Genomic DNA, 24737 nt, shown 5'->3' with positions numbered 1-24737 from the left:
GGGCGGGACTGTGGTGTAGCGGTGGCCGGTGGGGGTCGTCAGGGTGACGGATCCGTCGGGGTGGTTGGTGGTGTTCCAGCCCCATTCGGGGGTGTCCTTGATGACATGGTGGTACTCGCAGAAGGGTGCGAGACCGGCGAGGCTGGTCTGACCGTTCACTGCGAACGGGGTGCCGTGGTCGCGGTCGCATTCGCGGGAGGCGCGGTTGCATCCGGGCCAGGCGCACACGGGGTGGCGGGCGAGCAGGGTTTCGCTCACGAGCGCGCCTGGGTCGTGTCTGGTGGTGGAGGCCTCGAGAACGGTTCCGTTCATCGGGTCGGTGAGGAGTCGACGCCAGGTGCCGCCGGCCGAGATCTGCCGGGCCAGCGGTGCGGGGATCGGGCCGTAGCCGGTCAGCTCGCAGGGGTCATCGTCCAGACCGAGCAGGGTGCTCACTGGAATCAGGACCTCGATGTGGGGTCGGCGTCGGTGTTGATCAGGTAGTCGGCGGCCGAGCCAGTCGAGGCCGTTGGACAGGATGCGGCCGAACAGGTCGGCGACTACATCTGCGCGGCGTTGCTCGGCGGTGCGCTTCTTTGGCTGCTGCTCATCGGCGCCAGCGGTTTCCTCGGGCGACTGGGGATCGCAGTTGTCGCCGGTGGTCTCTTCGCAGGTCTTCTGGTTGGCAGGCTGCTCGGAGGACGTCGGGCGGTTGGACCGGGCGGCCTGAGAGGTGGCCCGCTGAGAGGTGGCCCGTTGAGAGGTGGCGGGCTCAGAGGTGCCGCGCTGGCACGCGGGCTCGGTCGGTGCGCCGACGGTGTCAACGGAGTCGTCGTGGTCACCGGAGTCGTCGTGGCCAATGGAGTCGTCGTGGTCAACGGAGTCACTGCGGCCAGCGGAGTCGTCTCGCTTGGCGAGGTCGGCCATTGCCCGGATGGCGACGTACATCTCCTGGATCTTGTCGGCGGTGTGCACGATCCAGAGGCCGGCCATGCCGTCGGCCAGTGGTACGACTTTGCAGGTTCGTTCCTGGGTTGCTGCGCGGTGGCGGTCGGTGTCGGTCTCGGCGGTGTGCTTGGCGACCTGGGTGCGCAGAGACTTGCGGAGGTTGGCGTTGGTCTGGGAGGACGCTCGGCGCAGGACGTGGGACTCGACGGCTTGTGCGTCTTGGTCGGACAGGCCGCGGGTGCTCTCGGAGATTGCGAGGGCCTTGGACCAGGTCAGCGAACCGGTACGCACCGCGGTCAAGGTTGCGCCCAGCGGACCGGTCAGGTGCAGGGCGGTCTCCATGTGTCGAACTGTGGTGTTGGTCGAGAGATGGAGGGCGGCACCGATCTCCGCGGCCCAGGAACGCTCGGGGTCGACGGGCCGGCCGGAGGACTCGATCGCGGTCGGGCGGCTCAGCTCGGCGGCCTCGGCCTCGGCCTTGCGCTGCCGATAGAACGACGCCATACCTGAGGCCTTCATCGCTGCGGACCAGGCGGCCAGCCGCTCCGCAGCTTTGATGAACTCGATCAGGGCCATCGGAGACAGACACTGTGGACGGACGTTCTCGAGTGCGGCGGCCAGCTCGGCACCCGGGGGAAGGAACACCCAGGCCGGTGCTTCGCGGCGCAACATTTCTCGCTCCGCCTCGTCCTGGTCAACACCGGACCACAGCTCCCACTCCAGCGCGTCGACCTTGGACATCGGCGGAAGGTCGTCGTACAGGTCGTCCTCGGTGATCTCGAACTCGTCCGGGATCTCGATGAGGTCGTCCGGCGGGCCGGGCTCGTTCCACTGCGCGAGGGTCAACGGCGTGAAGGCCGGCGGCCGTTGCTCGGTCCAACGATTAAAGGCCGGCCGTTCTTCGTAGGCCCCGGGGGTGCTCGTCTGCGCGACGGTGCGCGCGGCGAGCGGGTGCTCGTCGGGTACGCAGGCTGGGCTCGGGGTCATGCGCCTACATTAGAACAGTTGTTCGAGTATGCAAAATCGGCGCCACCCCGAGTTTGCGGCCTCTGCGTTCGGCGGTATGACGTGAGTCCGCTGTTCGCTTCTGAAGAGACCACAAAGGGATAACGCCGGGATGCGGCGCGCCTGAGACAGCGCACGGTTGTCGGAGGCGGGACGTAGTGTGGTGGATGTGAACCGGCGAATCTTCGGACTGGAGAACGAGTACGGCGTCACGTGTACCTTTCGCGGTCAGCGCCGACTGACCCCCGACGAGGTGGCGCGGTACCTGTTTCGGCGGGTTGTGTCCTGGGGGCGGAGCAGCAATGTCTTCCTCCGCAACGGGGCACGCCTCTACCTCGACGTGGGCTCCCACCCGGAGTACGCGACCGGCGAGTGCGATTCGGTCACCGACCTGATCGCGCACGACAAGGCCGGTGAGCGGATTCTCGAAGGGCTGCTGGTCGACGCACAGAAGCGGCTGCACGACGAAGGCATCTTCGGTGACGTCTACCTGTTCAAGAACAACACCGACTCAGCCGGCAACAGTTATGGCTGCCACGAGAACTACCTGGTCAGCCGGCACGGCGACTTCGCCAAGCTGGCGGATGTGCTGATCCCGTTCCTGGTCACGCGGCAGTTGATCTGCGGGGCCGGCAAGGTGCTGCAGACGCCGCGCGGTGCGGTGTACAGCGTCAGCCAGCGGGCCGAGCACATCTGGGAGGGCGTCTCCAGCGCGACGACGCGGTCCCGGCCGATCATCAACACCCGTGACGAGCCGCATGCGGATGCCGAGCGGTTCCGCCGGCTGCACGTGATCGTCGGCGACTCGAACATGTCCGAGACCACGATGCTGCTGAAGGTGGCCAGCACCGACCTGGTGCTGCGGATGATCGAGGCGGGCATCGTGATGCGCGACCTGACCCTGGACAACCCGATCCGGGCGATCCGGGAGATCAGCCACGACATGACAGGCCGCCGCGAGGTCCGGCTGGCCAACGGTCGTGAGGCCAGCGCCCTGGACATCCAGGGGGAGTATCTGAGCAAGGCGCGCGACTTCGTCGACCGCCGCGAGCTGGGCACCCCGGCCGTGGAGCGGGCGCTGAACCTGTGGGAGCGTTGCCTGAAGGCGATCGAGTCCGGCGACCTGTCCGGGATCGAGCGCGAGATCGACTGGGTGATCAAGTACCGGTTGATCGAGCGCTACCGCCAGCAGAACAACCTCGGCCTGGCCAGCCCGCGGGTCGCTCAGCTCGACCTGGCGTACCACGACATCCACCGGCCGCGCGGGCTCTACTACCTGCTCGAGCGCCGCGGTGCGGTGACCCGGGTGGTCGACGATCTGCGCGTGTTCGAGGCCAAGTCGGTGCCGCCGCAGACCACGCGGGCGCGACTGCGTGGCGAGTTCATCAAGCGGGCCCAGGAGCGCCGCCGCGACTTCACCGTCGACTGGGTGCACCTGAAGCTGAACGATCAGGCACAGCGCACGGTGCTCTGCAAGGACCCGTTCAAGTCCCACGACGAGCGCGTCGAGAAGCTCATCGCCAGCATGTAGGCCCCAGCTAAATCGGGTGACCGGTCGGCGTCATGCCCTCTACAAAGAGGGCATGACGATCGAGATCCGGCCGATCACCCGCGCCGAGGCCAAGGACTACCTCCAGGTCATGCCGTGGGCGAACGGTCTTCCGCAGGAGGAACCCGAGCCCTCGGCCTGGTACGCCGGTCGCGCGGTCAACCCGCCGCAGCGCAAGGCAACGCCCGAGCAGCTGGACCAGTACGCCGACACTCTGCTGACCGACTGGTTCCGCCCGCAGGCGGCGTTCGTGGACGGCAAGCTTGCAGGCGGCTCCGCGATCGTGTCGGTCGAGTTGACGCTGCCCGGTGGCCAGCAGGTGCCGATGGGCGGAGTCACCTCGACGGGCGTGCTCCCGACGTACCGGCGGCGCGGGCTGCTGCGGAAGATCATGGCTGCGATGCTGGACGACTGCCGGGAGCGCGGTGAGTTCCTGGCTGGGCTGAGTGCCAGTGAGGCGACGATCTACGGCCGGTACGGATTCGCTCCCGCGACGTTCCAGCACCGGTGGGAGGTTCGCCGTACCGACGTTGTGTTCCGTACGCCGTTCACCGATCCCGGCACGCTTGACCTGGTGGACGGCGCCACCGCTGCGGCGGTTTGGCCGGTTCTGCACGAGCAGGTGCGGGCTGTGCGCGTCGGTGAGGTCAGTCCGCTGCCAGGGAAGTGGAGTGGGCTCGCTGACGCCGCACTGCCGGCAGATGGCACCGGACCGGCGTTCCATCTGATCCACCGCGACGCTACGGGCGCCCCAGACGGCGCAGCGATCTTCCGGCTCCCGTGGTCGCCGGACCCCGACCATGCGGGCGAGCTGCAGGTAGAGGCGTTCGAAGCGCTCAACCACGATGCCTACCGGGCGCTGTGGGGACTACTGCTCGACTTCGACCTCACTAAGCGAGTGGTCGCAGCACGGCGGCCGGTGGATGAGCCACTGCGTTGGATGCTGACGAATCCGCGGGCACTCAAGCTGGCGCGGACGCGTGACAACCTGTGGCTGAACATCCTCGACGTACAACGCGCACTGGAAGCACGTACCTACGCAGCAACGGATGCGCTCGTACTAGAGGTGGACGGCGTCAACTGGCGTCTGGATGCCGCACTGGACGGAGCTGCTTGTACGGCGGCGCCGGGGGTGCGGGCGGATGTCAGTCTGACGCTGCAGGAGTTGGGATCGTTGTATCTGGGCGGAGTCCGGGCAGCTGAGTTCCGTGACGCCGGGCGGATCGCAGAGCACACCCCAGGCGCAGTGTCCCGGCTCGACGCGCTGCTGCGGCCGGACCGTGCTCCGCACAACGCAGTGGGGTTCTGACAAGCGGCGTGTAGCCCGAAAGGGCAAAGCGAGTGCCAGGCCGGTCTTGGGTGCCTATAAAGGTGAGATGACGATCGAGATCCGGCCGATCACTCAGGGCGAGGCCGTGGAGTACATGCGGCTGACGCCATGGGTGAGTGGCTTCCCGCAGGAGGAGCCCGAGCCGGTGGCCTGGTACACCGGTCGCGCTGCCTACCCGCCGCTGGTGCAACCCACCGCTGAGCAACTGGAGCAGTACTGCGCTGGGCTGCTGACCGACTGGTACCGGCCGCAGGCCGCGTTCGTGGACGGCAAGCTTGCAGGCGGCTCTGCGATCGTGTCGGTCGAGTTGACACTGCCTGGCGGCCAGCAGGTCCCGATGGGCGGGGTCAGCTGGACGGCTGTGCTCCCGACGTACCGGCGGCGCGGGTTGCTGCGGCAGATGATGGGCGCGTTGTTGGACGACTGCCGCGAGCGCGGTGAGTTTCTGGCTGGCCTCAGTGCGAGTGAGGGCGCGATCTACGGGCGCTACGGATTCGGTCCCGCGACGTTCCAGCACCGGTGGGAGGTCCGCCGTACCGACGCCGCGTTCCGTACGCCGTTCACCGATCCTGGCAGGCTTGAACTGGTGGACGGCGCCACCGCTGCGGCGGTTTGGCCGACTCTGCACGAGCAAATCCGGGCGATACGCGTTGGGGAGATCAGTCCGTCGGCGGGCAGGTGGGCCGGGCTCGCTGCGGGCGGACTGCCAGCCGACGGCTCCGGACCAGCGCACCACCTAATCCACCGCGACGCTACGGGCGCCCCAGACGGCGCAGCGATCTTCCGGTTGCCGTGGGCGCCGGACCCGGCCGATGCCGGCGTACTGGCCTTGGCGTCCTTGGAAGCGCTCAACCCCGACGCGTATCGCGCACTGTGGGGACTGCTGCTCGACTTCGACCTCACCAAGCGAGTAGTCGCGGCACGGCGACCTGTGGACGAGCCACTGCGCTGGATGCTGACGAATCCGCGAGCACTCAAGCTTGCCCGAACGCGCGACAACCTGTGGCTGAACATCCTCGACGTACAACGCGCTCTCGAGGCCCGCACCTACGCAGCAACCGATGCACTCGTGCTGGAAGTCGACGGTGTCAGCTGGCGGCTGGATGCTGCACCGGAGGGAGCTGCTTGTACGGCGGCGCCGGGGGTGCCCGCGGATGTCAGTCTGACGGTGCAGGAGTTGGGATCGTTGTATCTGGGCGGAGTCCGGGCCAGTGAGTTCCGTGACGCCGGTCGGATCCGTGAGCACACCAGTGGCGCAGTGTCCCGGCTTGACGCGTTGCTGCGGCCGGACCGCGCTCCGCACAACGCTATGGCCTTCTGAGCGGTGTGACTGTACGTGGTGTGACCCAATGGTGACGCAGGTGGCGGCTGGTGCGGTTGTGTGTGCAGGCTAGGGTGGTCCGCGTTGTTGCCCGTGGATCGAATTGGCGCAGATGCGCCGGGATGTTTCGAGGTGCTGGTTCGTGCGCAAGTTGCTGAGTCTGGTCGCAGTCGTGGCCCTGGGTTCCACGATGGTGGCCTGCGGTTCCGAGAAGAAGTCCGAGTTCGGAGCCGGTGGGGTCAAGGTGACGTCGGACTTCGGTCAGAAGCCGACCATCACGCACCGCGAGGGTGAGCCCGACAAGGCCCTGGTGACCGAGGTCCTCAAGGAGGGCGACGGTCCCGAGGTGAAGAAGGGTGAGCTGCTCACCGCGAACTACCTCGGCCAGATCTGGCGCGACGGCAAGGTCTTCGACAACTCCTACGACCGCGGTGCGCCGTCGTCGTTCCCGATCGGCGTCGGTGGCGTCATCACCGGCTGGGACGAGGGGCTGGTCGGCAAGAAGATCGGCAGCCGCGTGATGCTCTCCATCCCGGCCGACAAGGGCTACAAGGAGAAGGGCAACGAGCAGGCCGGTATCAAGGGTGACGACACCCTGATCTTCGTCGTCGACCTGGTCGGTGCGGCCGCCAACGACACCAAGCTCGACGCTGAGCCGGCCACCTCGGCCGACTCCAAGATCAAGGTCACCGGCGAGCTGAACGGTGAGCCCAAGGTCAGCGTTCCGGCCGGTACCAAGCCGCCGGCGAAGCCGGGCAAGCCGGTCGTGATCGCGCTCGGCAAGGGCAAGCCGGTCGAGAAGGGCAGCCAGCTGATCGGCCGGTACGTGGTCTTCGACTACACCGGCAAGAAGCAGGCCAGCACCTGGGACGGCCAGCCCGCCAGCCAGAGTGGCCCGGCCCAGCCGGGTGCGCCGACGGACCAGCTGCAGGTCGGCCCCGGCCCGGGTGGCCAGGCCGGTGCCCTCGACGGCATCGCCGGTATCCCGGTCGGCAGCCGCGTGCTGGTCGAGCTCCCCGCGACCAAGGACGCCAAGGGCAAGGCGGTGAACGCGTTCGCGGTCATCGACATCCTGAACGCCTTCCCGGCCCCGAAGCAGCAGGGCCAGTAGTTCGCCGGTAGCTCTGCAGGCCGTCTGACCGCACGCTGCGGTCAGGCGGCTTTTGCGTTGCGGAACCAGCGGTTGGTCTCCGGATGGAAGGTCAATGCGAGGGCGGTCAGCAGGGCAGTGAGGTGAACGCTGCGGAGCAACGCGAGGAGCAGGAACTGCGGAGACCAGTCGAGGCCGGACAGGTCGTGGTCGAGCAGCCAGGTCGCCGGTTCCCAGACCAGTGAAGTGAGGCCGACGGTGCCGAGCAGGCCGGCCAGTAGGTAGCGGGACCACCTGACCCCGTGCTGGAAGTAGCGGTCGATGACGACGAACAGGCCGCCGTAGACCAGGGCGCGGATGGCGATCTGGGCGGCGATGGCCGGCATGGCGACGCCGTCGCCGACTGCGCCGACCACTCCGACGACTGACTCCGCCACTCCGGCGCAGACCGCGAGTAGCCACAGCATGGTGGCCCACCGCACGGTCAGCGGTGCTTGGGGGCGTACGAGAACTGTCATGCTCCCAGGCTGACCCAGGACCGCCCCAAGCTCAGGAGTTCTGTGACCACACTCCGAGTGGTGGTATGTCTACCAGTCTGGCCGCGTGACGGCCCGCAGCGGCCGCGGCCTCGAAATATGCGCGGTCCTCGTCGAGTGAGCGGCCCATGGTGGACAGCTTGACCGGTGCGGCCAGCATGGCGTCGTACAGACCGTCCACATCGATCCGTACGACGCGGTGCCGGGCCTTGAGCGGTTCGGCGGCGTCACGGACCGCATCGCCGAAGTCACCGTCCAGATCCGGTACGACGACGTCCGCCGGCTGCAGTGCGACCCGGCCGTATGCCGTGAGGCTGTGGTGCGAGATCCCGCGGTGCCGGGGACGCGGATCGGCCTCGGAGATGCGCAGCGACGCCACAGCTCGCCCGCCGAGCGTCTCGACCGCATTGACCGCCTCACCGGACTGCACTCCGCTGAACCCCCAGCGAGTCCCAGTGCCCAGGTTGCCCGGTCCCTGCGTCAGTACGACGAGCTCCGCAGCCAGCACGTGCACAGCGGTCAGCAGCCCGGTGTGAACCGTGACCGCCTCCCGGTCGCCGCCGTACGCCTGCCCGACGGTCACTGTGCTGCTCAGCCAGCCAGCCTCCCGCAGCGCTGCCACCGTCCGCGAGAACGCGATCGGCAGCGCACCGCCGTCGGTCATCACGTAGACGACCCGAGTGTTCGGCCGCGCCTCGTACACCCCGGCCAGTACGGCGGGTAGTGCGGAGTGCAGGTCAGCCACGACTACCGGCGTACCGAACAGGTCGTCCGCATCACGCAGTACGTCGTGGTCCGGTGACTCCTGGTCGTCCGCGCCCATCACCATCGCCTGCAACGGTGTGTAGCGCGCCTTCACCAGGTGGCCGCCCTCAGGCGGGTCCTCCGGCAGCCGGTCCGGCAGTGCGACCACCAGGGCATAGCCACCGGTCCCGAGGCCCTTGTCGAGCGCTCCGACGTTCAGCAGCACGCGGTCACCCGCGACCGGCGTACCGACCAGCTCCGGATAGGCCAGCGCACGCACCCGCTGCGCACCGACCTCCACGATCAACTCGACCGCGCCGGCCCAGCTCCGGCCCACCTGCCACACCACACCATCACGCCACCGAATCACACGCCGACCCTAGTCGGTCCGAACACCTGTTCGGTGCGGGAGGAGGGTTTTGGCCGGGTGAGGCCGTAAGGTGGTCGGGTGTCGGCGCGGAAGAGTGAGCGACTGCTCAACGTGGTCATCTGCCTGCTGGTCGCGCGCACCTACGTGACCAAGGAGCGTATCCGCGAGGTCGTCGAGGGGTACGCGGGCCAGACCGACGATGCCTTCGAGAAGATGTTCGAGCGCGACAAGGACGAGCTGCGCGACCTCGGCATCCCGATCGAGATGGGCACGATCGACAAGTTCTTCTCCGACGACGTCGGCTACCGGATCCGCCGGGACGTCTTCGAGCTGCCCGAAGTGCACTTGGAGCCGGACGAGGCCGCCGTACTGGGCGTTGCTGCGCGGGTCTGGCAGCACGCCGGGCTGTCCGAGGCGACCACGTCGGCTGTGCTCAAGCTGAAGGCCGCTGGTATTCAGACCGATCAGTCCGCGCTGAGCGCGATCGAGCCGCATGTCGGAGCGTCAGAGCCTGCCTTCGACACCGTCTGGTCAGCTGTCGTCAGCCGGACCGCAGTGCGGTTCCAGTTCCTGCGCAGCGGCGCTACCGAGTCCATGACGCGGACGCTGGAGCCCTGGGGCATCGTGTCCTGGCACGGGCGTTGGTACGTCGTCGGCCGCGACCGGGATCGTGAAGCGACCCGCATGTTCCGGCTGTCCCGTATCGGCGGCGACGTGAAGACGGTCGGCGACGCTGGTGCGTTCACCGTCCCCGAGGGCACAGACCTGCGCTCACTGGTCTCCGAGCTCGCACCGCCCCGGCCGACCTCGGAGGCGAAGGTCCGGGCCCGGACCGGCTCCTGTGTGAGCCTGCGCCGCCGCGCCAACGCCATTGAGCCGTACGAGGAGGGCTGGGACCTGCTCCACGTCCCGTACGCCGACTCCGCCGTACTGGCTGAGGAGATCGCGTCGTACGGACCGGATGCTGTGGTCGAGGGCCCTGGTGACGTGCTGGACGGTGTGCTGTGGCGACTCCGGACGGTGGCCGGTGTCTAACGCACGTGATCAGGTGCAGCGCCTGCTCGCCCTGGTGCCGTACCTGCGGGAGAACGACGGAGCCCGGGTCGACGACGTGGCCAAGGAGTTCGGCGTCCGGCCGAAGCAGATCCTCGCGGACCTGAAGGTGTTGTGGTTCTGCGGTCTGCCCGGTGCGCAGATGGGCGATCTGATCGAGATCGACATCGAGTCCGCCGAGGGCGAAGGCGTCATCCACATCAACAACGCCGACTACCTGGCCCGGCCGCTGCGGCTGGCCGCTGACGAGGCGCTTGCCCTGCTGACCGCACTCCGGACGCTGCGCGAGGTGACTGCTGGACACGACCGGGATGCGGTCGACCGGGCGATCGCCAAGCTGGAGCAGGCAGCTGGTGAGGCTGCTGCCGCTCATGAGGGTTCTGCGGCCCATGTGCACGTCGAGCCGACCAGACCGGAGATCGCTGAGACGGTCAACCGGGCGCTGGCCGGGAAAAGGCGCCTGCACCTGACGTACGACGTACCGTCGCGGGACGAGACCACTGAGCGGGATGTGGACCCGATGCGGCTGGTGGTGTCCGACGGGCGCAGCTATCTGGAGGCGTGGTGCCGGCTGGCGGAGGACGTCCGGCTGTTCCGGCTGGACCGGATCGCCGCCGTCAAGCTGCTCGATCTGCCGAGTGAGCCGCCGCCGGATGCGACTCCACGCGACCTGTCGAACGGCATGTTCCAGCCGTCCGAGCGGGACCTGCTGGCCACGATCCGGCTCGCGCCCCCGGCCCGCTGGGTGGCGGAGTACTACCCGAACGAGTCGGTCGAGGAGGGTCCTGAAGGCTCGCTCGTCGTCAAGCTTCGGGTCGCTGACATCGCCTGGTTGCAGCGTCTGGTGCTCCGACTTGGCGGTGCGGCGACTGTGCTCGATCCGCCCGACCTGAGCAGCCAGATCGCCGAGACGGCCCGCGAAGCGCTATCGGCGTACGACCTCTAGCCCTTGCTGAGCTGCCGCTCCAGTGGGACCCGGAAACGGGGTGTCACGCGGACCCCGGCCAGCCAAGTGGTCCACTTGGCCGCCTCGGCCTCGACCAGCGCCTCGGTCTCCCGGCCGACGTCCTCGAGGAGTTCGAAACGCACCTCACCGGACTCAGGTTGGCCCCAGCCACCGATGATCCGGCCGTCTGCCCAGACTGTCGGCCCGATGTTGCCGGTGCTGTCGAAGAGCTTCGCCTTGTGCGCACCGAGGTACCAGCCGCGGTCCTTCCAGCCCATCGGTGTCGGGTCGAGCGCAGGCAGGAACGCCACCCACGGCTCGACCGGGACCTCAGGCTCCTCGTCAGCTGGCAGCACGTAGCCGACCTGACCGTCCAGATCGACCGCCACTGCCTCCACTGCAGCCAGGGCCTTCTTCGTCTGACCGCCTGTCCATCCGGCCCACCACTGCAGGTCAGTAGCCGTCCCAGGCCCGAACGACGTCAGCCACGCTCGTGCCAGTGCTACGCGGGCCTCCTCAGCCACTGGCTTGTCGCCCAGCTCACCGGCCAACCAGTCCTCCGCAGGAGACCACTGGTGCTGGCTGCTCAGCCAGGTGCCGAGTGGTCGGCCGCGGACGATCCGGCCCTCGACGGCCAGCTGGAACAGCACCCGGCTGGTCACGTACGGCGCGGAGGCGTACGCCTTGCCCTCAGCCATGCTGAGCCGGGTGCGCAGCCGAGGCTCGTCGGCTGAGAGCTCTTGAGCCGTGGCTGAACCACGCAGTGCCAGTGCGGTCGCAGTGGACTCCTCGACGGCCCGCAGCCACGTGCCGCAGGACTCGGCATCACCGGCCACTCCGGCCTCGGTGAGGTGCTTGACCAGCAGTTTGCGCTGTTTGATCGCGATGTCGTCCGCACAGGCTGCCTGGACGATCGGTCCGAACGCAGTCGGTACGACGAACACCGTGCGGCGCATGCCGAGCATCCGGATCAGCGAGCGATCGTCGTACAAGGCACGCTCTGTAGCGACGACATCACTGCCAGGCACTCTGGCGGCGATCGACAGGTGCACGGTGGCCGGATCCGTGGCGTGCAGCGCGACCATGGACGCGGCCGCCTCCGCCGCATCTGCCGCCTGGCTCGACGCTGCGAGCCGGTGCCGGCGCCCGATTCGCGCCCGCCGCTCGTCGACCCCGATCTGCCGCATATCGTCCCCTCACCTGCCTGCCGGACACCTGGTTTTACCATCACGTTCCGACACCGTTGTCGGCCGGGACGCCCCGGGCGACGTGGGTGCTGCCGGAGAACCGGCTAGGCTCCTTGCTATGTACTGGCTCTTGCTCTTCCTTGCGGTGGTGGCGGTGTGGCTCCTGGTCCTCGCTCTGCTCGCGAAGAAGCTCTGGGGCAAGTCCAAGGCGCTGCTGCGTGAGTTGGGCGCCGCTCAGTCCAAGCTGGACGCTGCAATGTCGGAAGACCGGGTCCGGGCGTAGTATCCGTCTCGAATCTCCGGCGTGAGCCACGAGTAGAAGTTCTGTGAAAGGGAGACCGACATGTACCCGCTCATCACCATGCCCTCGGGCGCAGAGTGGCTGGTCGTCCTCGCGATCGTCGTCCTGCTCTTCGGATCGACCAAGCTGCCCGCCCTGGTCCGCCAGCTGGGCAAGTCGAAGAAGATCTGGGAGGAAGAGGTCGGCCCCCGTAAGAAGGACGCGGAGCTGACCGAAGAGGCGAGCACGCCGCCGGCCCAGACCCCTGTGCAGCAGCAGGCGGCGCCGCAGGGTCAGACACAGAGCCAGGCGCAGCCGAACGGCCAGGCGCCCGGTGACGGCCTGCCCCCGCACACGGCCAACTGAGCCGAGTAGTACACCTTGTCGATGGTGAGGTTCGGGCGACGCAAGGAGAAGAAGGAGCGCCGCCCGAAGGACGAAGAGGGTCGGATGACCCTGCGCGAGCACATCACCGAGCTCCGCAACCGGCTGGCCATCGCGGTGCTCGCGATCGTGCTGATGTCGGTCCTCGGCTACATCTTCTACGACCACGCGCTGGCGTTCCTGAAGAAGCCGTTCGACGACGGCGTCGCCGACCTCCTCGCCAGCAAGAACGGCGGTAGGAAGCCCGAGCTCACCTTCAACTCGGTGACCTCGCCGTTCACCTTCCAGATCAAGATCTCGCTGGTGTTCGGCCTGATCCTGTCCAGCCCGGTCTGGCTGTACCAGCTGTGGGCGTTCATCGCGCCCGGCCTGCACCGCAGTGAGAAGAAGTGGGCGTACCTGTTCGCGGCGATCGCCACTCCGCTGTTCGCCGCCGGCATCTGGGTCGCCTACTGGACACTGCCCAAGGGCATCGAGATCCTGATCGGCTTCACCCCGAGCTTCGCCCAGAACCTGATCACCCTGCCGGAGTACCTGGATTTCGTGCTGCGCACGATGCTGGTGTTCGGGATCGCGTTCCTGCTGCCACTGGTGGTGGTGCTGCTGAACATCCTGGGCATCGTCCCCGCGTCGGCGCTGGCGAAGTTCCGGCCGTACATCATCTTGGGGATCTTCCTCTTCGGCGCGGTGGCGACACCGTCCGGTGACCCGTTCTCGCTGATGTTCCTGGCCATCCCGATGTGTCTGTTGTTCTTCGGCGCCGAGATCGTCGCCAAGCTCAACGACCGCCGCCGGCGCCGCAAATCCGACGAGTTGCTGGAAGCCTGATGACCCGCAAGATCGCGCTGGTGGTGAACCCCACCAGCGGTCGAGGACTGGGCGCTCGGGTGGCTCCGGTGGTCCAGGCGCGGCTGGAGTCGGCCGGTCTGACCGTCGACACCTACCAGACCACCTGCGCCGAGGACGTCGGCCGGATCTCGGCCGAGGTGATCGGCTCCGGCGCGGATGCGGTCGCGCTGGTCGGTGGTGACGGCACGATCCACCTCGGGGCTCAGGTGCTGGCCAAGTCGGGGATGCCCTTCGGCGTGATCCCAGCCGGGACCGGCAACGATTTCGCCCGCGGTATCGGCCTGCCGCTGAAGGACCCGGCCGCAGCGGCCGACCTGATCGTGGCCGGCAAGACCCGCACGGTCGACCTAGCGGTGGCTCAAGGCGAATTCATCACCACCGTCGTGGCCGGTGGATTCGACTCGCTGGTGAACAAGCGGGCCAACGCGATGACGTGGCCCAAGGGCAACTCCCGCTACACCGTCGCCACGCTCGCCGAGCTGCGTACCTTCAAACCCCTCGAGTACGTCGTCACGGTCGACGACCAGGTGATCGAGACCCGCGCGATGCTGGTCGCGGTCGGCACCGGGCCGACGTACGGCGGGGGACTCCAGATCTGTGCCGGGGCTGTCGTCGACGACGGGTTGCTCGACATCACGATCATCCAGCCGGTCTCCCGGCTGAAGTTGCTGCAGCTGTTCCCCAAGCTGTCCAAGGGCACCCATGTCGGGCACCCGATGGTCCGCGCGCTCCGCGGCCGCTCGGTGCGGATCGAGTCGCCCGGCATCACGGCGTACGCGGATGGTGAGCCGCTGGGCCCGCTCCCGGTGGACGTCACGATCGAGCCCGGCGCGCTGACCGTTTTCGCCTGATCGAAAAACATTTGCCGCTGAAGTGTTTCCAGCTCTGTGCTGCATCTGATAGGAAAGCTTCCTATTAGATCTGTTCACCTCTGACGCCCCCACGGAGGAACACATGGAGTACCGCCCCACTCGCCGGAGCACTCTGCTGCTCGGTCTGGGCCTCGCTGCCGTCCCGGCCGCCGCGCTGGCCACTCGCTACGCGCCTTCCGCCGGCGCCGCCGTACAGGCTGTCGATCTCGACGATCCCGCGAAGAAGGAGATCGCGATGAAGATCGTCTGCAGTGCGGAGAACTCGTCGCTGAACTGGAAGAACTACTACCGGTACATCGAGGACATCGGCGACGGTCGTGGGTACACCGCGGGCATCATCGGGTTCTGCTCGGGGACCGGCGACATGCTCGAGCTGGTCGAGCTCTACACGAACCGCAAGCCTGGCAACGTGCTGGCGAAGTACCTCCCGGCTCTGCGCGAGGTGAACGGCACGCCTTCGCACGAGGGCCTCGACCCGAACTACACGACGGACTGGGCGACGGCCGCCCAGGACACCGCCTTCCAGCAGTGCCAGAACGACGAGCGGGACCGGGTGTACTTCAACCCGGCGGTCTCCCGGGGCAAGTCCGACGGCGTCCGCGCCCTCGGTCAGTTCGCCTACTACGACGCCATTGTCATGCACGGTGACGGCGGCGATCCGACCAGCTTCAGCTCGATTCGCAGCCGCGCGCTGGGAGTCGCACAGCCGCCGGCTCAGGGCGGTAACGAGACCACCTGGCTGAACGCGTTCCTGGATGCCCGGGTCTGGGCGATGAAGCAGGAAGAGGCCCACAGCGACACCAGCCGCGTCGACACCGCGCAGCGCGTCTGGCTCGACGACGGCAACCTCGACCTGAACACGCCGCTCGACTGGCAGGTCTACGGGGACAGCTACCACATCGGCTGACCGCTCCCGGGTTTTTGGGGGAGGCGTCGAATAGTGTGTAGCCATGAGCACCCCGTCCGAGAAGTACGCAACGTTTCGCTCGGACCAGGAGCATCCTGCGGTCAAGGAGTTCCGCGGGCTGTATGACTTCGCGCTGGACGAGTTCCAGCTGCGCGCCTGCGCGGCGCTGGAGGACGGCCACCAGGTGCTGGTGGCCGCGCCGACCGGGTCGGGCAAGACGCTGGTCGGCGAGTTCGCCGTGCACCTGGCGCTGCAGCGCGGGCAGAAATGCTTCTACACGACACCGATCAAGGCCCTGAGCAACCAGAAGTACGCCGATCTCGTCAGCCGGTACGGCGCGGATCAGGTCGGACTGCTGACCGGGGACAACTCGGTCAACTCCGAGGCCCCGATCGTCGTCATGACGACCGAGGTCCTGCGGAACATGCTGTACGCCGGTTCTCGCACCCTGCTCGGCCTGTCGTATGTCGTGATGGACGAGGTGCACTACCTGGCTGACCGGGCGCGCGGGGCGGTGTGGGAGGAAGTGATCATCCACCTGCCGGACTCGGTGTCGGTGGTGTCGCTGTCCGCGACCGTCAGCAACGCCGAGGAGTTCGGTGACTGGCTGGCGACCGTCCGCGGCAACACGGTGGTCGTGCTGGAGGAGAAGCGGCCGGTGCCGCTGTTCCAGCATGTGATGGTCGGGAAGCGGCTGCACGATCTGTTCGCCGGGGAGACTCCGACGGCTGGTGGTGGTGTGCAGGCGCAGTTCGGCCCGTCGGCCGGCCGCTCGGGGAATCCGGCGAAGGCGGCTGCGCAGGGCTCGGCGACCGACCTGCGCGACATGGTCAACCCGCAGCTGGTCAAGATCGCCCGCGACGACAACCGGATCTTCCGCGACGACTCGCGCAAACCGCGCCGGCGCCGGGATCTGCCGAAGGGCCGCCCGACGCGGTCGCATTTCACGCCGTTCCGCTCGGATGTGGTGGAGGAGCTGGACGCGGGTGCGCTGCTGCCGGCGATCTTCTTCATCTTCTCCCGCAAGGGCTGCGAGGACGCGATGCTGCAGTGCCTGCGTTCCGGCCTGCGGCTGACCAAGCCGTCGGAGCGCGACGAGATCAAGCGGGTGCTGGCCGAGCGGACCGTCGACCTGCCGGACGAGGACCTCGGCGTACTGGGGTATCACGACTTCTCCGAGGCGCTCAGCCGCGGGATCGCGGCCCATCACGCGGGCATGCTGGCGGCGTTCAAGGAGGTCGTCGAGGAGCTGTTCGCGCGCGGGCTGATCAAGGTGGTGTTCGCGACCGAGACGCTTGCCCTGGGCATCAACATGCCGGCGCGCACCGTCGTACTGGAGAAGTTGTCGAAGTGGAACGGTGAGGCGCACGTCGACATCACCCCGGGGGAGTACACGCAGCTCACCGGGCGGGCCGGGCGGCGCGGGATCGATGTCGAGGGACATGCGGTCGTGCTGTGGCAGCCCGGGTTCGATCCGCGGGCGGTGGCCGGGCTGGCGTCCACTCGTACGTATCCGCTGCGCTCGTCGTTCTCCCCGTCGTACAACATGGCCGTCAACCTGGTCCGCCAGGTCGGGCGCACGCGTGCGCGGGACATGCTGGAGTTGTCGTTCGCGCAATTCCAGTCCGACCAGGCCGTGGTCGGGCTCGCGCGCCAGGTGCAGCGCAACACCGAGGCGCTCGAGGGGTACAAGGAGTCGATCGACTGTCACCTCGGCGACTTCCTCGAGTACGCCGCCCTCCGCCGCCGGATCGGGGAGCGGGAGTCCTCGGGGTCCAAGGCGCGCAAGCAGGATCGCCGGGTCGAGGCGCAGGAGTCGATCGAGAAGCTGAAGATGGGCGATGTGATCCGGATCCCGGCCGGCCGCAGCGCGGGCTGGGCGCTGGTGCTCGACGCGGGGATGCGGTCCGAGCGGGAGGGGCCGCGGCCGACTGTGCTGACACTGGATCGGCAGGTGCGGAAGCTGTCGATGATCGACTTCCCGACCCCGGTCGAGGCGATCAGCTCACTGCGGATCCCGAAGAAGTTCAACGCCCGCAACCCGCAGCAGCGGCGTGAGCTGGCGCAGGTGCTGCGGGTTCGCACCGACATGCTCGGCGAGGACGGACCGCCGTCACGCACCCGCGGCCGCGATGTCATCAGCCATGCGGACGACCCTGAGGTGCAGGAGATGCGGGCGGAGTTGCGTGCGCACCCGTGCCACGGCTGCTCCGACCGTGAGGACCACGCCCGCTGGGCCGAGCGGTACTTCCGGCTCGACCGGGAGAACCGGGACGTCCAGCGCAAGATCGAGCAGCGGACGAACACGATCGCCCGGCAGTTCGACCGGGTCTGCCAGGTGCTCGACGCGCTGCATTACCTGGAAGGCGACAAGACCACCGAGGCCGGAGACCGGCTGGCGCGGATCTACACCGAGCTCGACCTGGTCGCGGCGGAGTGCCTGCGCCAGGGTGTCTTCGACGGTCTGACCGTGCCCGAGCTGGCGGCGGCGCTGGCTGCGCTCGTCTACGAGTCACGCTCCAAGGACGAGCCCACCTCACCCCGGCTGCCGCGCGGCGACGTCCGCCCGGCGCTGGAGAAGATGGGGCAGATCTGGCGCGAGCTGTCGGCTCTCGAGCGGGACATGCGGGTCGACTTCCTGCGCTCGATGGACCTCGGCTTCTGCTGGCCGGCGTTCCGCTGGTCCGCCGGTGCATCGCTGGCCGAGGTCCTCTACGAGTCGGACCTGGCGGCCGGTGACTTCGTCCGCTGGACCAAGCAGCTGATCGACCTCACCGAGCAGGTGGCCGACGCCGCGGGGGACACCCCGCTGCGGCATACCGCCCGCCAGGTGGTGGAGCAGATCCGTCGCGGGGTTATCGCCTATGCGGCGGTCGTCGACGACGCCTAGAGATGTGCTGAGCCGATGCGGCCGTGGCGGTCCTTCACCACGACGCGGAACTGGGTCGCCTTGACCTTGGTGTAGAGCCGGTACGGCGCTGCGTCGTCGGTGCCGAGGACTTGCCACTGCCCGTTCACGCGAGCGGCGAAGGTGGCTTGGGCGTAAGGCTGATCGGGGACGGCGGCCACCAGTTCGGTGCGGCCGTCGGAGGTGGTGTTGCCGAGCTTCAGCGTCGGCTTGGGGCCCGCTGCCGCGGGCGGCAACGGTTTGCTGCTGCGGTAGACGGCTGAGCTCAGCGGCGGCACGGTCACTCGGATCGTTCCGGTGGACGTGACCGGTGTTGTGAGTTGCGGACGGATTCGGTCGTACCGTCCGGCTGCTCCCACCGGTACGTCGACAGTCTTCGCGACCGTTGAGGCGTTCAGAGCGACGACGTACTCGCGTCCCGACTCGCGATCGATCCGGCTGAACGCGACCACATCACCATCCGCCAGCCGCAGCACCTGGTTGCCGCGGCGCCAGACCGGATTGCTCGTGGTGAACGCCGACAGCTCCGCCAACTGCTTGTACAGCGGGTGTTTCGGGTCGAAGTTCCCGTCACCCGGCGTCCGATCCGTCCCGACCTGATCCTGATCGACGAAGTCAGGCACCTTCGACGGGAACATGTCCTGCCGCGCCTCCGCATCGCCCGCGACCCCGGCGAACCCTTGCTCATCGCCGTAGTAGACAACCGGATTCCCGCGCCACAAATACAGCAGCTCGTTCCCGAGCTTCACCCGCGCCAGCCACTCCTGCTCACTCATGCCCGGCCGATCCTGTTTCAGCATCGTCGACAATCGGCCCATGTCATGGTTCCCCACGAACGTGGTCAGCGAATACGCATTCGAGTCAGCGTCGGTGTAGAGATCGTCCGCATCCGCGACACGACCGAGGTCCGCCGCACCCTTGCCGGCCAGGAACGATCGCGCCGCACCCTGGAACGGGAAGTCCAGTACGGCGGTCATCCTGGCGTCCGTCGTGTAGTGCGAGGTGAGCAGCGGGTCGCCGCTGTACACCTCACCGAACACGAAGAAGTCTTTCTTGCCCTGGGCAACGGCATGCCGCTGGATCACCGGTGCGAACGCCTGCCAGAACTCGTCGTTCACGTGCTTGGTGGTGTCGACCCGGTACCCGTCGATGTTCATCGTGTCGATCCACGAGGAGTAGATCTGCTCCATCCCGGCCACCACGCGCGGGTGCTCGGTCATCAGATCGTCCAGTCCGAAGAAGTCGCCGTACTCGAGCTGCTCGCCTTCGAACACGGTCGCGTCGCCGCGGTTGTGGTACAGCGTCGGGTCGTTCAGCCAGTCCGGCTTCTTCAGCGTCGGATGAGTGACGATCGGCTGGTAAGGAAACGACTTCTCGACTGACAGCTTCGGGAAGTCCGGCCGCCCCGCGACCGCCTTGATGTCGAACGGTTTGCCGTCGGCATCCCGGTACGGCGTCTCCGCCAGCGTCTTGTACGGATGCGGACCGTCGAAGGTGATCTCGTCGGCCGTGTAGCCCGCGGTGATGTCGAAGAACACCTTGATCCCGCGGGCATGGGCCTTGTCGACGAACGCCCGCATCTGCGCCGCCGTACCGAAGTGCGGGTCGAAGCTGGTGAAGTCGGTGATCGCATACCCGTGGTACGCCGCGAATGCACCGCCCGCGCCGAAGTCGACCACCCAGCGATTGCGGAACGGCGGATTGATCCAGACCGCCTTCACCCCGAGCCCGGCCAGGTAGTCGACCTTCCCGCTGAGCCCGGTCAGATCGCCACCGTGGAAGAACTGCTTGTCCGTCGGATCGAACCCGTTCACGAGCCGATCACCCGGTACGCCGCCACGGTCGTTGCCCGGATCACCGTTCGCGAACCGGTCGATCATCACCATGTAGAACGGCACCCCGGACAGTCCGGTCCGCACCGAATCGCGCGCGAGCCCGGCGTCCGGCGTACCGGCTGTTGCTGGCTGAACCGCGGACAGTAAGGCGAGAGCGACGGCTAATGCGGTGGCTGTCTTCTTCACCCTCAGCACGCTAGTGGACCGGTGGGTTTATAGGGTTCGATGGCATCCGCCTGCCATTGAAGGAGTTCCCGCGTGGACCTGTCCCGTCGCACCCTCGGAAAGTTCGCCGTCGCCACTGGAGCGGCCGGCGCGATCGGGACGGTGGTGGCGAGGTCGGCCGATGCCGCGACCTGGAAGGTGACGGGTACGGCGGTGCCGGCGCTGGCGGGGTTCGACAACCAACTGAAGGCGTTCATGCAGGCTCGTGGTGTCACGGCCGGGCAGCTCGCTGTCACCTACAAAGGCCGGTTGGTCCTGGCGCGCGGCTACAGCACGAACGAGGCCGTGGCTGTGCAGCCGACCTCGCTGTTCCGGATCGCGAGCCTGTCGAAGTCGGTGACCGCGGCCGCGATTCTGCGCCTCGAACAGGACGGCAAGCTGACACTCGGGTCCAAGGTCGTCGACCTTCTCGGGATCACCGCACCGGTCGATCCGCGCTGGTCGAACATCACCCTGCGGCGGCTGCTCCAGCACCTGGGCGGCTGGGACCCCGCTGTCTCCGGTGACCCGAACTTCAAGGACGCGACGATCTCGCAGGCTCTCGGCGTACCGATGGAGCTGAAGCACGCCGACGTCATCAAGTACATGACCAGCCAGAAGCTGGATGTCGCACCTGGGACGAAGTACGCCTACTCGAACTTCGGCTACCTGCTGGCCGGCCGGGTGATCGAGAAGGTGTCGGGGCTGAGCTACGAGGCGTATGTGCAGCAGAAGCTGCTGGCACCGTTGAAGATCAAGCGGATGGCGCTCGGCTGGAGCATTGCGAAGCACTCCGGTGAGATGGCGTACGAATCGCAGTACACCGGCCGGACTGTGCTCAACACAACGGGTGCGGCGGTCGCAGCGCCGTACGGGACCTTCAGCATGCGCACTCAGGACGCCAACGGTGGCTGGATCGCCAGTGCGCCGGATCTGGTCCGCTGGGCGAAGATGTTCGACGCGCCGGGCGCAGTGCTGAACAGTACGTCGCTGGGGCGCGTCTGGGCGAAGCCGGAGACCGGTGTCGATCCTGGTGGCTCGTACTACGGCCTTGGCTGGAGCGTCCGCCCGGTCACCACAGGTGGTACTGGGCGCAACACGTGGCACACCGGCAGTCTGCCGGGCACCTCCACGCTGCTGGTCCGCACGTACCACGGCATGAGCTGGGCGGTGCTGTTCAACCGGCGCGACGACCCGTCCGGCAAGTCGTACGGCGATATCGACCCGGCCATGTGGACAGCCGCCAAGGGCGTCACGACGTGGCCGGCGCACGACCTGTTCCCGCAGTACTTCAGTTAATACATCAGTGCTTTGAAGTGCGGGGTGATGACCTCGCTCTCGCCGGCCATGGCGGCCAGTACGTCGCGTAGTCCGTCGACGGCCTGGTCGCCGAAGCGGGTGCGCAGCCGGCGCTCGTAAGCCTGGTGGTACTTGCGGGCTGCCTTCAGTGCAGCCTGGCCGCGGTCAGTCAGGTGCAGGAGGCGGACCCGGGCGTCGGACGGGTCGGGGCGGCGTTCGACGTACCCACGCCGCTCCATGTCGTCGGCGAGCTGACTCGCGCCCTGCTTGGTGATCTCCAGCCGCTCTGCCATCCCGCTGATCGTCGTCGGCCCGTCGGCGAGTGTGCGCAGTACGAAGCCGTCCGACCGTCCCTGGTCGGTGAACCCCTGCTCCGCGGTCGTCGCGCGCAGCCCGCGCACGAACTCCTGCTCGGCCAGCAGCAGCAGGATCCCGAAATCAAGCTTGCCTGAATCCGTCATACCCGCCATGATAGTCAAGTCAGCTTGGTCAAGCTGACTTGACTAAATAGCGGAGGGGATTTCATGCCAGTCGTACGTGCGGCCGACGCGCCGACAATGGAGCTGCCCGGCCTCGAGTTCACCGTCCAGGCTTCGCCCAGCCTGGGCTCGCCCAGCGTGTGCACCTGGCGGCTGCGGGTCGACCCCGGCTTCCAGGCCGACGCACCCCACACCCTGGACGCCGACGAGATCTTCGTCGTCCTCAGCGGCACCGTCCAGATCACCCCGGACGGCGAGAAGCTCACCGCCGGTGACTCCTTGATCGTCCCGGCCGGTGAACCCATCGGCATCACCAACCTGGGCGAGGGACACGCCGAGATCCAGGTCGTCATCACCGCCGGCTTCACCGGCACCATGGCCGACGGCACCAAGGTCCAGCCACCCTGGTCCCGCTAACGCAAGCCTCGGAGGATGACGGCCAGCGTCCGATGCCGAAGGTCTGACGTCCAAGACGATTGCTGAGCTGCGTAGGTCGCCGCCGTGAGGAGTGCCATCACCTCGTCCACCTGAACGGTGGGCCGGGCCTCACCGGCGGCCTTCGCTCGTTCGAGCAACTGCCTGACGCTGTCCGTGAGCCCGCGCAGGGCGTCTCCGATGTCCAGGCGCGAGTCACCCAGCGCTGTCACGACCATCCTGGTCCGGACCGCCTCGTCGGCAACAGCGCCGAAGAACTCCGCCAGTGTGGAGTCGTTCGCGAGGGTGGCCAGGCGCTCCAGTGACTCCTTCATGATCGCGATCAGCAGGTCGTCCTTGGTCGGGAAATGCCGGAAGACGGTCCCGACCGCGACCCCGGCCTGCTGTGCCACCTGCTCAGTGGTCGCTTTCGGTCCGTGCTGGGCGAAGGCTTCGGAGGCGGCGGCCAGGATCGCCGCCCGGTTCCGCGCTGCATCCGCTCGCAAGGCCATCCGCTCTCCCGTTGGAATATGAGTGGGGACTCACTATAGTCGAGACAACCTGAGTGACCACTCATCTTTGGAGGTTGTCATGTCTGATCTGCGGACGATCATCGAGAGTCTCGGGAAGAGCTGGACCGGTGATCCGGCGCCGATGGACGAGTTGCTGGCCGATGACGTGGTGATCGAGGCGCCGTTCGCGGCCGGTGGGGCGGCGCGGTGGGAGGGGCGCACGGAGTGGCTAGCGTTCGCGGTGCCGGCGCGGGCGGGATTTCCGGTGACGTTCGATCGGTTCACGCCGTTGGCCGTGCACGAGACGGCTGATCCGGAGGTCGCCGTACTGGAGTACGAACTGGCCGGCGAGAACCCCGCGACCGGCGAACGGGCCGGTGCGCAATTTGTCGGCGTACTGCGAGTGCGGGACGGGCGCATCGCAGGTTGGCGTGAGTATCAGAACACCCATGCCATCCTGCAGGCGCTAGGTTGAGGCTGATCGTCGTTCGAGTGGGAGGACTGTGGGATGCCGGAGATCGTCGAGCTGGCGGAGCGGCCGTACGTCGCGCTGCGGGGGACTGTGCCGATGGACGGGATCAGCGCGTTCGCGGACCGGCTGCACGAGGTGATCGGGTGGCTCGCGGCGCGGGAGATCGCGCCGAACGACGCACCGTTCTTCAAGTACGACGTGGTCGACATGGAGGCCGGTCTCGTGATGGAGATCGGCTTTCCGGTGGATGATCTGCATGCCGGTGAGGGTGAGATCGTCACCGGCGTGCTTCCGGCCGGGCGGTACGCCACTGTGTCGCACCATGGTCATCCCGACGGTCTCATGGATGCCACGCGTGACCTGCTCGCCTGGGGTGAGGCTGAGGGGGTCAAGTGGGACGCCCATGGTGACAAGTGGACAGCCCGGCTGGAGATCTACCTGTCCGACCCGCGTGAGGTGCCGAACATGGCGGACTGGGACACCGAGCTGCAGTTCAAGCTCAAGTAGTGCCCACAGTCCTCGCAGGTGCCGGACGGCTCGCGCCTGAGCGCATCCGCCACGTCGCCTCACCTCTGATCGAGCTGGGCTGCGCACTGCATGTGCTGGCCGAGCCCCGGCACCACAGTCGCGTCGAGTGGGCTGCCGACGTACCGCTGCCTGCTTCACTGCGTTCCGAGCTGCTGCAGTGGACGTGGACTGTGCGTGCGGTGCGGGCTCGCTTCTTCGCGACAAGCGCTGCCACAGGTGTGCCGACATGGTCAGACGAGATCGCGGCGCTGCGGGCACGTGCTCCCGAAGACCTGGCCGCTGAGCTGGTGCGCCCGCTGCGGGGTCGCCCGCTGAGCAGTCGCGAGGTGGACGTCGACGCCGTACGGCACTGGTCGCGGTCACGTGGTCGCGCGGTCGCCTCACTCGTTGAGGCGTTGCTGGACGCACCTGCCGAGCCAGTACGACGTTTCCTCGACCTGCTGGACGCGTGCTGGTCCACGTGGTTCCGCAAGGTGTGGGACTCGTCGCGTGACGCACTGGCCGCCCGTGGACGCCAGGACCGCGACCTCGCCGTACGCGACGGCGTACTGGCCATGCTGCAGTCCCTGGACAGCTCCATCTCCATCCGGGACAACGACAGCGCCGTGGTCCAGAAGGTCCAGAACAAACGCATCGACCTGTCCGACCGCTCGCTCCTCCTCATCCCCAGCAACCACATCGCCCCGCACCTCTTCCTCGGCGAGATCCCCGGCGAACCCCTCACCGTCATCTACCC

The 24737-nt window shown here is 67.6% G+C and carries 24 protein-coding genes; 17 read left to right on the top strand and 7 right to left on the bottom strand.

Annotation, left to right across the window (positions count from 1 at the left end):
* The coding region (locus tag E1261_RS23325; protein ID WP_238176386.1) for an HNH endonuclease signature motif containing protein at window positions 1-1914 on the bottom strand (1914 nt) is incomplete at its 3' end.
* Between the two features lie 187 nt (window positions 1915-2101).
* On the opposite strand from E1261_RS23325, the gene pafA reads away from it, so the two are divergent.
* The 4 genes from pafA to E1261_RS23305 all read left to right on the top strand — a co-directional run bounded on the left by pafA (window position 2102) and on the right by E1261_RS23305 (window position 7243).
* Window positions 2102-3463 (top strand): Pup--protein ligase, encoded by a 1362-nt coding sequence (pafA, locus tag E1261_RS23320; protein ID WP_132409872.1) that lies wholly within the window; start codon window positions 2102-2104, stop codon window positions 3461-3463.
* Between the two features lie 52 nt (window positions 3464-3515).
* Complete coding sequence (locus tag E1261_RS23315; protein ID WP_132409870.1) at window positions 3516-4790, top strand: GNAT family N-acetyltransferase; 1275 nt, start codon at window positions 3516-3518, stop codon at window positions 4788-4790.
* A gap of 67 nt (window positions 4791-4857) precedes the next feature.
* On the top strand, window positions 4858-6132 hold the full coding sequence (locus tag E1261_RS23310) for a GNAT family N-acetyltransferase (RefSeq protein ID WP_132409868.1): 1275 nt from the start codon (window positions 4858-4860) through the stop codon (window positions 6130-6132).
* Between the two features lie 142 nt (window positions 6133-6274).
* Window positions 6275-7243, top strand: coding sequence for an FKBP-type peptidyl-prolyl cis-trans isomerase (locus E1261_RS23305; protein ID WP_132409866.1), 969 nt, complete (start codon window positions 6275-6277; stop codon window positions 7241-7243).
* 41 nt (window positions 7244-7284) lie between these two features.
* Here the strand turns inward: E1261_RS23305 and E1261_RS23300 are convergent, their stop codons facing one another.
* Both E1261_RS23300 and E1261_RS23295 read right to left on the bottom strand, forming a co-directional pair.
* Window positions 7285-7740, bottom strand: coding sequence for a hypothetical protein (locus E1261_RS23300; protein ID WP_132409864.1), 456 nt, complete (start codon window positions 7738-7740; stop codon window positions 7285-7287).
* A 31-nt stretch (window positions 7741-7771) separates the two neighbouring features.
* Entirely contained in the window at window positions 7772-8872 is a 1101-nt protein-coding gene (locus E1261_RS23295; protein WP_132409862.1) for a DUF3866 family protein, read from the bottom strand.
* A gap of 78 nt (window positions 8873-8950) precedes the next feature.
* Between E1261_RS23295 and E1261_RS23290 the strand changes: the two genes are divergently transcribed.
* Window positions 8951-9907, top strand: a complete 957-nt coding sequence (locus tag E1261_RS23290; protein WP_132409860.1) for a helix-turn-helix transcriptional regulator — start codon at window positions 8951-8953, stop codon at window positions 9905-9907.
* On the top strand, window positions 9900-10871 hold the full coding sequence (locus E1261_RS23285; RefSeq protein ID WP_132409858.1) for a helix-turn-helix transcriptional regulator: 972 nt from the start codon (window positions 9900-9902) through the stop codon (window positions 10869-10871). The genes E1261_RS23290 and E1261_RS23285 overlap by 8 nt, the downstream gene beginning before the upstream one ends.
* Here the strand turns inward: E1261_RS23285 and E1261_RS23280 are convergent.
* On the bottom strand, window positions 10868-12058 hold the full coding sequence (locus E1261_RS23280; RefSeq protein ID WP_132409856.1) for a winged helix DNA-binding domain-containing protein: 1191 nt from the start codon (window positions 12056-12058) through the stop codon (window positions 10868-10870). The genes E1261_RS23285 and E1261_RS23280 overlap by 4 nt on opposite strands.
* Before the next feature lie 118 nt (window positions 12059-12176).
* Between E1261_RS23280 and E1261_RS45390 the strand changes: the two genes are divergently transcribed.
* The 6 genes from E1261_RS45390 to E1261_RS23255 all read left to right on the top strand — a co-directional run bounded on the left by E1261_RS45390 (window position 12177) and on the right by E1261_RS23255 (window position 18240).
* On the top strand, window positions 12177-12341 hold the full coding sequence (locus tag E1261_RS45390; RefSeq protein WP_165952621.1) for a hypothetical protein: 165 nt from the start codon (window positions 12177-12179) through the stop codon (window positions 12339-12341).
* A 60-nt stretch (window positions 12342-12401) separates the two neighbouring features.
* Window positions 12402-12704, top strand: coding sequence for a twin-arginine translocase TatA/TatE family subunit (locus E1261_RS23275; RefSeq protein WP_132409854.1), 303 nt, complete (start codon window positions 12402-12404; stop codon window positions 12702-12704).
* Between the two features lie 21 nt (window positions 12705-12725).
* Window positions 12726-13550, top strand: coding sequence for a twin-arginine translocase subunit TatC (tatC, locus tag E1261_RS23270; RefSeq protein WP_238176385.1), 825 nt, complete (start codon window positions 12726-12728; stop codon window positions 13548-13550).
* Window positions 13550-14422 carry a diacylglycerol/lipid kinase family protein gene (locus tag E1261_RS23265; protein ID WP_132409852.1) on the top strand — a complete coding sequence of 291 codons (873 nt, stop codon included), beginning with the start codon at window positions 13550-13552 and terminating at the stop codon, window positions 14420-14422. The genes tatC and E1261_RS23265 overlap by 1 nt, the downstream gene beginning before the upstream one ends.
* A gap of 103 nt (window positions 14423-14525) precedes the next feature.
* Window positions 14526-15350, top strand: a complete 825-nt coding sequence (locus E1261_RS23260) for a chitosanase (protein WP_132409850.1) — start codon at window positions 14526-14528, stop codon at window positions 15348-15350.
* Between the two features lie 43 nt (window positions 15351-15393).
* Window positions 15394-18240, top strand: coding sequence for a DEAD/DEAH box helicase (locus tag E1261_RS23255; RefSeq protein WP_132409848.1), 2847 nt, complete (start codon window positions 15394-15396; stop codon window positions 18238-18240).
* Here the strand turns inward: E1261_RS23255 and E1261_RS23250 are convergent.
* Complete coding sequence (locus E1261_RS23250) at window positions 18237-20279, bottom strand: alpha-amylase family glycosyl hydrolase (protein ID WP_132409846.1); 2043 nt, start codon at window positions 20277-20279, stop codon at window positions 18237-18239. The genes E1261_RS23255 and E1261_RS23250 overlap by 4 nt on opposite strands.
* A gap of 72 nt (window positions 20280-20351) precedes the next feature.
* Here E1261_RS23250 and E1261_RS23245 point away from each other — a divergent pair, with 72 nt between their 5' ends.
* Window positions 20352-21596, top strand: coding sequence for a serine hydrolase domain-containing protein (locus E1261_RS23245; RefSeq protein WP_132409844.1), 1245 nt, complete (start codon window positions 20352-20354; stop codon window positions 21594-21596).
* On the opposite strand, the gene E1261_RS23240 is transcribed toward E1261_RS23245, so the two are convergent.
* A complete protein-coding gene (locus tag E1261_RS23240) occupies window positions 21593-22057 on the bottom strand; it encodes a MarR family winged helix-turn-helix transcriptional regulator (protein ID WP_132409842.1) in 465 nt (154 codons plus the stop codon). The genes E1261_RS23245 and E1261_RS23240 overlap by 4 nt on opposite strands.
* 63 nt (window positions 22058-22120) lie before the next feature.
* On the opposite strand from E1261_RS23240, the gene E1261_RS23235 reads away from it, so the two are divergent.
* A complete protein-coding gene (locus E1261_RS23235) occupies window positions 22121-22492 on the top strand; it encodes a cupin domain-containing protein (protein WP_132409840.1) in 372 nt (123 codons plus the stop codon).
* Here the strand turns inward: E1261_RS23235 and E1261_RS23230 are convergent.
* Window positions 22489-23001, bottom strand: a complete 513-nt coding sequence (locus E1261_RS23230; RefSeq protein WP_132409838.1) for a TetR/AcrR family transcriptional regulator — start codon at window positions 22999-23001, stop codon at window positions 22489-22491. The genes E1261_RS23235 and E1261_RS23230 overlap by 4 nt on opposite strands.
* Window positions 23002-23080: 79 nt before the next feature.
* Between E1261_RS23230 and E1261_RS23225 the strand changes: the two genes are divergently transcribed.
* The 3 genes from E1261_RS23225 to E1261_RS23215 all read left to right on the top strand — a co-directional run.
* Complete coding sequence (locus tag E1261_RS23225; RefSeq protein ID WP_132409836.1) at window positions 23081-23476, top strand: nuclear transport factor 2 family protein; 396 nt, start codon at window positions 23081-23083, stop codon at window positions 23474-23476.
* A gap of 33 nt (window positions 23477-23509) precedes the next feature.
* Entirely contained in the window at window positions 23510-23980 is a 471-nt protein-coding gene (locus E1261_RS23220) for a GyrI-like domain-containing protein (RefSeq protein ID WP_132409834.1), read from the top strand.
* Window positions 23980-24737 (top strand): DUF5937 family protein (locus E1261_RS23215; RefSeq protein ID WP_132409832.1); only part of this gene is annotated, 758 nt, incomplete at its 3' end. The genes E1261_RS23220 and E1261_RS23215, both read left to right, overlap by 1 nt.

Source organism: Kribbella albertanoniae (assembly GCF_004348455.1).
Classification (GTDB): domain Bacteria; phylum Actinomycetota; class Actinomycetes; order Propionibacteriales; family Kribbellaceae; genus Kribbella; species Kribbella albertanoniae.
This window is presented reverse-complemented; position numbering and strand designations above follow the sequence as displayed.

Coding starts and splice junctions, on each gene's coding strand:
- E1261_RS23315 (WP_132409870.1), top strand. CDS start 3,516: ATGACGATCGAGATCCGGCCGATCACCCGCGCCGAGGCCAAGGACTAC.
- E1261_RS23310 (WP_132409868.1), top strand. CDS start 4,858: ATGACGATCGAGATCCGGCCGATCACTCAGGGCGAGGCCGTGGAGTAC.
- E1261_RS23300 (WP_132409864.1), bottom strand. CDS start 7,740: ATGACAGTTCTCGTACGCCCCCAAGCACCGCTGACCGTGCGGTGGGCC.
- E1261_RS23280 (WP_132409856.1), bottom strand. CDS start 12,058: ATGCGGCAGATCGGGGTCGACGAGCGGCGGGCGCGAATCGGGCGCCGG.
- E1261_RS45390 (WP_165952621.1), top strand. CDS start 12,177: ATGTACTGGCTCTTGCTCTTCCTTGCGGTGGTGGCGGTGTGGCTCCTG.
- E1261_RS23275 (WP_132409854.1), top strand. CDS start 12,402: ATGTACCCGCTCATCACCATGCCCTCGGGCGCAGAGTGGCTGGTCGTC.
- tatC (WP_238176385.1), top strand. CDS start 12,726: ATGGTGAGGTTCGGGCGACGCAAGGAGAAGAAGGAGCGCCGCCCGAAG.
- E1261_RS23265 (WP_132409852.1), top strand. CDS start 13,550: ATGACCCGCAAGATCGCGCTGGTGGTGAACCCCACCAGCGGTCGAGGA.
- E1261_RS23260 (WP_132409850.1), top strand. CDS start 14,526: ATGGAGTACCGCCCCACTCGCCGGAGCACTCTGCTGCTCGGTCTGGGC.
- E1261_RS23255 (WP_132409848.1), top strand. CDS start 15,394: ATGAGCACCCCGTCCGAGAAGTACGCAACGTTTCGCTCGGACCAGGAG.
- E1261_RS23240 (WP_132409842.1), bottom strand. CDS start 22,057: ATGACGGATTCAGGCAAGCTTGATTTCGGGATCCTGCTGCTGCTGGCC.
- E1261_RS23235 (WP_132409840.1), top strand. CDS start 22,121: ATGCCAGTCGTACGTGCGGCCGACGCGCCGACAATGGAGCTGCCCGGC.
- E1261_RS23230 (WP_132409838.1), bottom strand. CDS start 23,001: ATGGCCTTGCGAGCGGATGCAGCGCGGAACCGGGCGGCGATCCTGGCC.
- E1261_RS23225 (WP_132409836.1), top strand. CDS start 23,081: ATGTCTGATCTGCGGACGATCATCGAGAGTCTCGGGAAGAGCTGGACC.
- E1261_RS23220 (WP_132409834.1), top strand. CDS start 23,510: ATGCCGGAGATCGTCGAGCTGGCGGAGCGGCCGTACGTCGCGCTGCGG.